Annotated in this window: 9 protein-coding genes; 3 read left to right on the top strand and 6 right to left on the bottom strand. The window is 54.8% G+C overall.

Going from position 1 to position 8756, the window contains the following annotated elements; translation table 11 throughout:
• The 6 genes from qatC to ACT3TS_RS19160 form a co-directional block, all read right to left on the bottom strand.
• The coding region (qatC, locus tag ACT3TS_RS19185) for a Qat anti-phage system QueC-like protein QatC (RefSeq protein ID WP_444533132.1) at nucleotides 1-872 on the bottom strand (872 nt) is incomplete at its 3' end.
• Between the two features lie 167 nt (nucleotides 873-1039).
• Nucleotides 1040-1852 (bottom strand): Qat anti-phage system associated protein QatB, encoded by an 813-nt coding sequence (qatB, locus tag ACT3TS_RS19180; RefSeq protein ID WP_444533131.1) that lies wholly within the window; start codon nucleotides 1850-1852, stop codon nucleotides 1040-1042.
• The gene (locus ACT3TS_RS19175) at nucleotides 1833-3704 is read right to left on the bottom strand and encodes a KAP family P-loop NTPase fold protein (protein ID WP_444533130.1); all 1872 of its coding nucleotides are present in this window, start codon (nucleotides 3702-3704) and stop codon (nucleotides 1833-1835) included. Before ACT3TS_RS19175 ends, qatB begins: the two co-directional genes overlap by 20 nt.
• A gap of 605 nt (nucleotides 3705-4309) precedes the next feature.
• The gene (locus tag ACT3TS_RS19170) at nucleotides 4310-4978 is read right to left on the bottom strand and encodes a hypothetical protein (RefSeq protein ID WP_444533129.1); all 669 of its coding nucleotides are present in this window, start codon (nucleotides 4976-4978) and stop codon (nucleotides 4310-4312) included.
• Between the two features lie 6 nt (nucleotides 4979-4984).
• Nucleotides 4985-5224 carry a hypothetical protein gene (locus ACT3TS_RS19165; protein WP_444533128.1) on the bottom strand — a complete coding sequence of 80 codons (240 nt, stop codon included), beginning with the start codon at nucleotides 5222-5224 and terminating at the stop codon, nucleotides 4985-4987.
• A complete protein-coding gene (locus tag ACT3TS_RS19160) occupies nucleotides 5224-5838 on the bottom strand; it encodes a sigma-70 family RNA polymerase sigma factor (RefSeq protein ID WP_444533127.1) in 615 nt (204 codons plus the stop codon). Before ACT3TS_RS19160 ends, ACT3TS_RS19165 begins: the two co-directional genes overlap by 1 nt.
• Before the next feature lie 465 nt (nucleotides 5839-6303).
• On the opposite strand from ACT3TS_RS19160, the gene ACT3TS_RS19155 reads away from it, so the two are divergent.
• From ACT3TS_RS19155 to ACT3TS_RS19145, 3 genes are all read left to right on the top strand, one after another.
• Nucleotides 6304-7446: an ABC-three component system protein gene (locus tag ACT3TS_RS19155; protein ID WP_444533126.1), complete on the top strand. Its 1143-nt coding sequence runs from the start codon at nucleotides 6304-6306 to the stop codon at nucleotides 7444-7446.
• Complete coding sequence (locus tag ACT3TS_RS19150) at nucleotides 7388-7660, top strand: ABC-three component system middle component 7 (protein WP_444533125.1); 273 nt, start codon at nucleotides 7388-7390, stop codon at nucleotides 7658-7660. Before ACT3TS_RS19155 ends, ACT3TS_RS19150 begins: the two co-directional genes overlap by 59 nt.
• On the top strand, nucleotides 7635-8756 hold a 1122-nt coding region (locus ACT3TS_RS19145; protein WP_444533124.1), incomplete at its 3' end, for a hypothetical protein. The genes ACT3TS_RS19150 and ACT3TS_RS19145, both read left to right, overlap by 26 nt.

Below are 8756 nucleotides of genomic sequence, written 5' to 3'. Positions count from 1 at the left end.
TCATTACGGCCCCAGGCAATGAATGCGCCGCGACGTATTTGGCAGGGCACGCACCGTCCACAATGTGTGTAGTTGAATCGTTGGAATCTCCCACAACTAGTCGATGCTCCCGCCTCTTCCGACAATAACGATTGGTCTAAACACTCGCGCAGCATTTCTCCCTTCGTCTTCTCTGCGTAGGGGTTTACAATCTTGACTCGAAGCCCTGCGCCGTCGAGCACCTCCTGCATTTTGCCAAGAAACTCCGGATGAGCCGTGCGCGTACTAAGGCTTCCGATACGGGCATTCGTAAGAGGCGGATTTATGGCGATAAACCCATTTTCACAAACATACAAAGGGACAGTTTCTCCCGCCAAGTAACGCTGCGTTGAAGTGGCTGCAAGCACCGCGAAAGCAAGAAAGATGATCGATCTCGAACGTTGAGAAGTCTCTTTGATACTACGTTTAGTACTGGCATTATGGTTGATCTGCAGATGCTCGAGACCGCTGCCAATCTTCTGCGCGAATCGGATTTGCTTTGCTGCATCGCCACGTACGGTCTGGCTAACTGCCAGGGTCTTTTTTCCCATAGCGGCCAGATCAATTGCGCCGATCAATGAGTCCAATCCTCCTGACAAAAGCGCAACCGAATCCGCGGCTGAGTATTGTGGCTTTTTTGGAGCATCTGGTAGTAAACCTCCGTCTCTGAAGCTGATCTGCCAACGATCTGTAGTAAGGAAGTTGAGGCCAGCAGACAGTGGTGCCACTATCGGCCGCCACGGTTCCACGTTGTGGAGTGCTACGTTGAGGTCGAATTCACGAGTCCATCCATCCGGGCTCTTGTCGCGCTTTGTTGCACCATCAGCCACGACCACGGAAAGTGCAATGGCCAACAGATCCCATGCCGCCGGGGCCGGACTCAATTTCTTGCGCCGGATTGCCCGAGCCGCGGCCCCGCCCGCACTCGCCAAGTCGTTCGACCTCGTTTGGCCAAAGAGCACGACAGGTATCGCCCCTGGATCAATGTTCACCAGAGCAGAACTAGGACCGGTAATGTATCTCAATCGGTGAACTCCTCGAATATTCGCATCGTCTCATGAAGTGCAAGCGTGGTTAGTTTCGACACATTCATTACTGTTGCCAAAACGCCACCTTCTCGGACTGTCCTGAACGCTGCCGAAACTTGTTGGCTAATGAACTCGCGGACCTGCCTAAGGCGCCGTAATGCGGTAGCTGTATCTGGGGCTTTGTCCATCAAGGACTTTTGAAGGTCAAGACAAAACCGTCCATAAACGTCGAGTGCTGCATATCGTTCAATAACGTAGGCGCGTTCAGCATCCGTTATAGCCAATAGGTCGGCGTTTGGGAAACGAACCAAAAGATCTGAAAGCGCGTCACGGATCGCACGGCGTGAAGATTCCCGATCTTGTGTGCCATTTTCAGGACTGGCAGCATTGACGATTGCATCAAGGACTACATTGACATCATTCCCGCTGGCCAGGGCTATATTGCGCAGTAGATCTCCATCGGAGACCCTACCTGACTGAAGCACTTGGTTTAGACGGCCTGCCGTGACTGCAGTGCTCCCAAGGCGACGCGTCATTGTGTCGCTGCCGCCGTAGCCCGTCCTTACATAGTGGCCTAATGTTCGCTTGAGATAACGTGTGTCTCCGGAACGAACAAATCCGCCAAGCGCACGACGGGTATCGCGGAATCGTGCTGGAGGCGCCAAAAATTCAAGAGGCTTAACTGTGCCTACTCCTTCCGATGGAGCCTCAACCTCGGGAGGCTCTGGATCATCTAGTTGGTCCGCCCAGGGCGGCACGAGAGAAACCCCGCCACCCGGACCAGAACTACTTTGAGACGTTCCCATTTGATCCCCCACTCTTGATGGTCTTTTTCACTGGACCCTCCACTGTGGATGATTTGCTCCAGTGTTCAAGTACTTCGACAGCCCAAGGAAGCGATTTAATCTTTGGCACGATACTCGGCTCAATCTGCTGTCCCGGACGTTCGATGAGAAAACCAGCCAGAGTTACACCTTGAGTGGGGTCAATATCGGAGATAGTGATACACGCTTGCAGAATCGGCGGGACTCCCCACACTTGTTCTTGACGCGCACGGGCCAGCAGTCGTTCCATGATGATTGCTATCTCAGTTCGGGGAAGCAGTTTTAGGCTTTCCCTCAGCGCTTCAGCTTCATCGGGAACTTCCAGTAGTGCGCTGAGTAGGCCCGCGGCTTCAGACGAGAGGCGGTCAGAGGAAGTAATCAGCGGAGCTTGCTCTCGCCCAACATACAACGCACCTCGCAGATCCACTTCCGAGATGGCAGGTTGAAGCGTCAGCCATTCGCGGACAAATGGATCATCCCACTCGCCCGTGGGCTGGAACTCTTGTCCAGCGACAGCTGCGCTCTCCCATTCGGATAGAAGTCGGGGTTTGCCGTCGGGATCAGCGTTTACTGCGGCCGTCAGCGCTGAATAGGCCGCTTTCGGTGCGATTCGTTCAAATAGAAGTAGTTTTGCCAACACGGCCTCATCTACACCTACGCCTTGAGATGCAGAGATGGTCATTCGTATCGATAAGGCATTGAGGAATCGTTTGATGAGACGAGGATTGCCTGAGATACTCTTGGACGTTGTCATGAGGGGTGCTAGGCGTTCTGCAGTATCAAGCCGCGCTGTGAGTGTCGGAGGCAGTACCACCCCGCAATTGGCGACGTAATTTTTATCTACGCGCTTTCCCTTCCACGATTCCTTAAGCTGTGCGGCGACCGCGCTCCTTAGGGTTTCTTTCTCAGGGATGCTAAGCTCGCTATTTTCGATGAAAAGCAGCATCATGTATGCTCGAACTTCTTGAGTTCCGAGCGCCGGCACACGGATCGGGATTTGAATAAGTTTGTCAAAGTAGTTAGTGACAAGAGTTTCATCATCCAGTCCCTGGAAATGCTTCTTTACTGCGTGTTTGATCATGTTGTCGTCGGCTGCGATTACGAACGCGGTGTTATTCAGGAACAAGAACAAGCGGATTGCTTCAAGAGTTGAAATTGTCGTATCAGGCAAGCAACGATCTAAATCGTCGATAAGCACGACCAGAGTAACGCCAATCTCATCCAGCGCCTCCTCGAAGGAATCCCTCAGAGCTTGTATTTCTTGAGGCGGCGAAGTCTGCTGCTTCGGGTCGAGGAGAGCCCTGCCCGTCGCTGCGACTGTTGATGCTAGAGCTCCTGCGTTTGATAGATCATCTGAGCCAATATCGCCCGCGGCCATGTCTTTGACAAGCCCAGCGATCTCCCCTGGTAGCCCAATAGGTGGTAATCCTAAGGCGACTGACGCCGCCGGCAGGGCAAGTAGCTTTGCGAGCCGAAACCACTTGACACGCCGCAGAAAATCGCCGGCTTTGTTTACACCAGTTTTCCTTTCGTCGGCTTCATCACTGAGTTTGCTTGCAATGACGTCAAGAAGCGCAGCGCGGGCATCGTCGTAACCTTGGTATAACCAAGCGTTAAAGTCGACGAACAAGTACTTCTTCGGAGAGTCCTCCGGTTGGTGTTTACCCAGTGAGGACTTCGTTAACTTGATCATCGAGGATTTGCCAACACCCCAGTCGCCTGAAACGCCAATAGAGACCGGACGTCCGTTAGCCCGAACAATCATTTCCGCGATTGTGTCTGCAACGCCCTCGAAATTAAGAAAGTCCCGATCAGTCTCGTTGTCGGTCCACATAACAAAATACCGTCCTGTTGGCTCAAATGCGGGGCGTCTCCCTCTTGACCGCACGATACTTGCAACCAGCCAAATCGGGCGGAGACTCGCCCAAGGGTCGCAACAACGTGCTAACCAGGATGCCAAGGGTCCCATCCCGCTGGCAAGCGACAGCGTCCACACCCGTGGACAAGAATTCGAAGGTGCGGCCAATGTGACACTCATCTGCGCGGCAACCAAAAAGCCACGACCAACTGAGACGGGACAACCTCTCAAAAGGCGCCGCTGGAAAGACTAAACTTGAAACGGGTCGTGGCTCAATTTAATGATTTTCTAATGAGTTCGGTCGAAACGGCGCATCCCGGGGCCACTCCCCCAGCAAAGCCGCAGGTCAACGGGACCACCCCGACCCAATGTCTTATTCGAACAGACGACCGTTGCGTTCTTGATTCTTGCCACGGGTTCGGGCAACACTTTTGGCCAGCAGCGGGACTCCGTCTCCATTCCGGGCAGTCCCAGCTAAGGAACCCCTGGCATTGGCTTGGAAGCCCTCTGTGGCTGGTCGCAGTGGCGTTCGAGCAGACACCCCGGGCTGATCCGGCTGCCATCAGTATCACTCATTGCGCTCATCGGGATCCCCCTCTTGTGAATTCAACGGCGAAGCTCAGCGCTGCACACAAGACCAGCGCGGCACCCCCGATAAAGCCCCACCCCGGCCACGATCCGGCAGTAAAAGCCAGAGGAATTGCGATGCCTGTCATTGTGAAAGATAAAGGGGCAAACACACGGGCATAAGGTTGCCATTTTGGCGACTTGCGAACGTAACCGGCATTGCGAACTTCGACTCTTGCAGATTCAAAATACGCACTGGTGTACTGAACTTGTTCGGAGCTGACCCCCCGTGTTCTCGCCTCACGATAGCTGGCTTCCGCGAGTACATCGATGGCAAAACTGCGCACCGCTTCTTCGAAAGTTGCTCTTGGTGGCCCGACTACGTTTGCCGATCCAGGAACTGCGAAAGACATGAGATCTGAATCGATGCGCACCTCTACCGAAGACACTTTGGGCAACGGATCGGGCGTTGGGGCTGCCTCAGCAAGCGTGGTGGCTACCGTGGCGGGTTCCTCAACCGGTAATGACTCTGCCGGGACAGTATACCGGTCACCCGCAAGCGCGTCATAGTCCTCACTACCCTCGTATGCTTGTTCCTCGACCCACTCAGCAGCTTCGAGCAGGCCCCGTTTGAGCTGGTTGATGCCGCTAATGATTCTGCGGGCAACCGAAATCGGGATCACTTAGAATCACCCCCCCAACAAGCCGAGAGCTGCAGCAAGCACGGTCATGTCCCCGTCGGATTCACGCACCGGAATCTCCACGGAAGAGGTGCCCGCGCCGGGTAGCAGGATTGCCATCTGCTGGCGAGGTTTCGCTGTGCCAAAGATTGAGCGCAGCATGCGGTGGGTGGGGCGGAACTTGCGCACCGAGAGGGCAGCGTCTGTGTCCGGATTCTGCGTGACCTGGATCCTTAGGTTGTTGCTCATCAGAGCTTCCCTTCCTGAGCTGCACCGGGTGTGTCGCTCAAAGGAAGGCCAGGACCGCCCGAAACGTTAACCTCCGACTCCAGCACCATCTGCTCGATGCGCTGTAGAGCTTTCTTCAACGTCTTGGATATTGCAGCTGGGGAGACCCCACGCTCGGCTGCTACCTCAATGGAACGTTTACCTTCGTCGTACACCGCTTCAACGACAGCTCGTTGCACGGGCGGGAGCGCATTAATCGCACCCCGCACCACCTGGGCCCGTTGGTACTCCAACTCTTCGTCGTATCGCTCGAGGTAAAAGTCCTCGGCTGACCGCGTGGCACCAACCGGCTGGTCGCCGTGCTCGTTCCAAACTTCGAAGGAGCCGAACTTGACACCTTTGCGGTCTTGACGGTGATACGAGTGCCAGTTGTTGTACTCCGGGTTCGACAGCTGCGCGTCGGCTACTTCCTGAGCAGTGCGCCGCCTCGGCACTTTGACCTCTGCGTCTGCCTGCTGCTGGCGGTAATCCAAGTCGATAAGCACCGTCGCATCGCTGTCGGTGATCTCAAATGTCTCCGAGCGTTCTCCTGACGACTTACTGCTAGTTGATTCTGATTTGATAGTGACCTTCATGGCCCCTCCGCGTGATTGCGGAGGATCTGCGGAGCAAATTTGGTCTAGTAAGTGGAGAGGCGCAGGGACAGTTGAAGGCGGCGCACCATATGGTGACCGCCCTCAGTGGCTCCTGCAGTTCCTCCAGTAGGACGAAATTTGAAACCAAGCTCAGTTGTTGTTGCTAACCCGACATGGCCAATGCCGGGCGGTAGTAGGTCGTGGTCAGGCTTTGCTCGTCAGCTCTGCATGGACACCTGGTGGGTTGCCCGCGAATCACACCTTTCGTATTCCTCGCAAGCCCAGATGAATTCACTGGATACGCCGAAGTTCTGCGAATCCATGTATTTACTGGTAGGTTCAAGAAATTGTTAACCCATCCGGTTCGCCATCTCTTGCTTCTTGTTTCCAATGTAGAAAACGAGGTCGGACAACCTGGGACAAAAACCTGGACGGGGCAGGACAAGAGCGCGAGAGGAGCAGTGAGTGAAATTCAGCGACACCGTCAAGCTGCTCGGCAAGCCTCTGGCTCTGGGTAAGACTCAGGCAGCACGCGTCAAACGACTGGCAGACATCCTCACTGAAGATGTGGATCATGCAGACGAGTTCCACGCGGCACTGGGTGGCGACACAGTCCTGACGAAGTACGCTTCGGGTAGCAGACCTATTGGGTCTGACTTTGCTAGTGCCATCGTTGGCGGTGAGTACGGCACCTACTACCCGGACGGCTTGATCGACAAAATTGGTCAACTGCCCGACCAAGTGCGCAGGGCACTAGCGGACCAAGTTCGCTCAAGCGTCCCCTTTGCCTCCGCGGACAACATCGGTGACGTTCTCGCATCCCAACTAACCGAGACTCTCGTGGCTGTTCTGGATGACCCTGTGTTGAAAGACGCAACCGCCCAAACCCAGCGCGAATCCAGCCAAAAAGCCATACGACAACGCGCGCTGCCGCTACTACTCCAGCAGGCAGGGAGCTTGTGCCCGATGCCGGGCTGTTCTCAAACCTTGTTCGCAATCGATGACGCGGGCGGGCAGAAAGTTACCGGCGCTGTGGCTATTATCGATCCTCAGGGCGACAGCGGTGATCTGCGCAACCTCATCGTCCTGTGCTCCAACTGTGGGGAAAAATTCACCGGCACCAACCCTGCGATAATTGCCGACCTAAGCGGTGCGAAGAGGCAACTCGAAGAACGCCAAGAAGCAAATGCTCGGCTTATCCCTACTGGCCTCGAGTCCCAGATTCGTCGCGTGGTGGCAGCCGTCGCTGCGGTGCAACCGGACGACCAGCCATCAGCTGAGAACTGGAATGCCTACGAGGTTCGGCGCAAGATCACCACCGCGCGGATGCTCGTAACCAAAGTCGAGGGCTACGTCGCCGTCTACTTCAACTACATTGAATCCGCTACCAAAGACTTGAACCAAGAGGGCAATCTCAAATTCGAACGCATCCGTCGTGCCTTTGGTACCCAGTATGAATCTCTCGCTGACTCCGACCAAACCCAAGAACAGATCTTCGACTCGATGGTCGAATGGCTGATCTCGTTGACTGCCGGCGAGCGAACCACGTGTGAAGCACTTGTCTCTTATTTCATCCAAATTTGTGAGGTGTTTCGTGCGGATACCTAGCAAGCTTTACTCCTACAAAGAATCCCAGTTCCCTCACTTCCCTGTGTTCGTAGAAGCACTGAATCACGGGCCAGTTCATCCCGTGGATCTGTTTGAAGAATTAAAGGGGCATTGCCCGGCAGTTTCAGATTTCGTCGAAGTGCTCGATGCGCTATTCGCGCTCCGGGTTATCTCGGTAGACAAGCAAAGTGGGGAAATCAACCTTGTTAACTAGTATTTGGGCACCCGAGTTCACCGAAGACGGCAACCAGCGCCCACCGATCCGCTTTCACATCGGCCTCAACACGATTCTGGGCACCAATCGAGGCAAGAACTCCATTGGTAAATCTACTGTCCTTTACCTGGTTGACTGGGCACTCGGTGGTAGTCAGTTCGCCAAGACCAAGACGATCAACAAAAAGGCTGTTGGCCACCACACTGTCTACTTCACATATGAATTTGACGGGACCGAGTACTTCTTCAGCCGCAACACTGAGACACCAGAATTTATTGAGGAGTACACCGGCAACACGTACCAGGGTCTTGATGCTCGTCACCCGAAAGACGAGTTTACTGATTGGTTGAAGCAGAAGTATGGGCTAGGCGAGCGGGAAAAGTCCTTCAGAGCTCTCCAAACCCGGTTCTCACGAGTCCAAGAAAGTGCTTCAGCTGCAACTACTCGTCCACTTGCTGCGGTTCCCCAAGAACCCGCACTTCGAGGTATTGAGGCGCTTCAAGACTTGTTCGGCCTCTACAAGGGTCTGGTGGAGGCAACCGAAGTCGCCAACAGGGCAGAAGATGACGTCAAAGCTCTGACACGTACACAGAACAAACAGCTCTTGCGAGCCGCCACAATTAGGAATGTCAGCGGCGCTAACAAAGCGCGGACTCAACTCGCCAATACCGAGTCCGAACTACGCACGCTTCGCAACCGTACCGACAACTTGCTGAGCATCGAAGACCAGGAACGCTCCAGCGAAACTGCGCAACTCAAAGCCCAACTACAAGAACTGCGCATACGCGGGGGGCAATTCCAGGCGCAAGCTAACATCACCCAGCAATCTCTTCGAGGAACCCCACCGATTGAACAAGACGACCTCGATGCCTTGATGCTCTACTTTCCATCAGCGAACGTGGCCCGACTGCACGAAGTTGAAGGGTTCCATCGCGAATTGACCGAGGCGCTCCGTGACGAGTACCAGCGACAGTTTGACGAGTTCACGCGCGCTGGCGCAAAGATAAACCAACAGATCACCTACACCGAAGACCGTATTCGTGCGCTCGGCAAACCCATTGACATCCCGGACGAGACCTGGAACGAGTACGGCGAG

The sequence above is a fragment of the Specibacter sp. AOP5-B1-6 genome (assembly GCF_052376555.1).
GTDB lineage: Bacteria > Actinomycetota > Actinomycetes > Actinomycetales > Micrococcaceae > Specibacter.
This window is presented reverse-complemented; position numbering and strand designations above follow the sequence as displayed.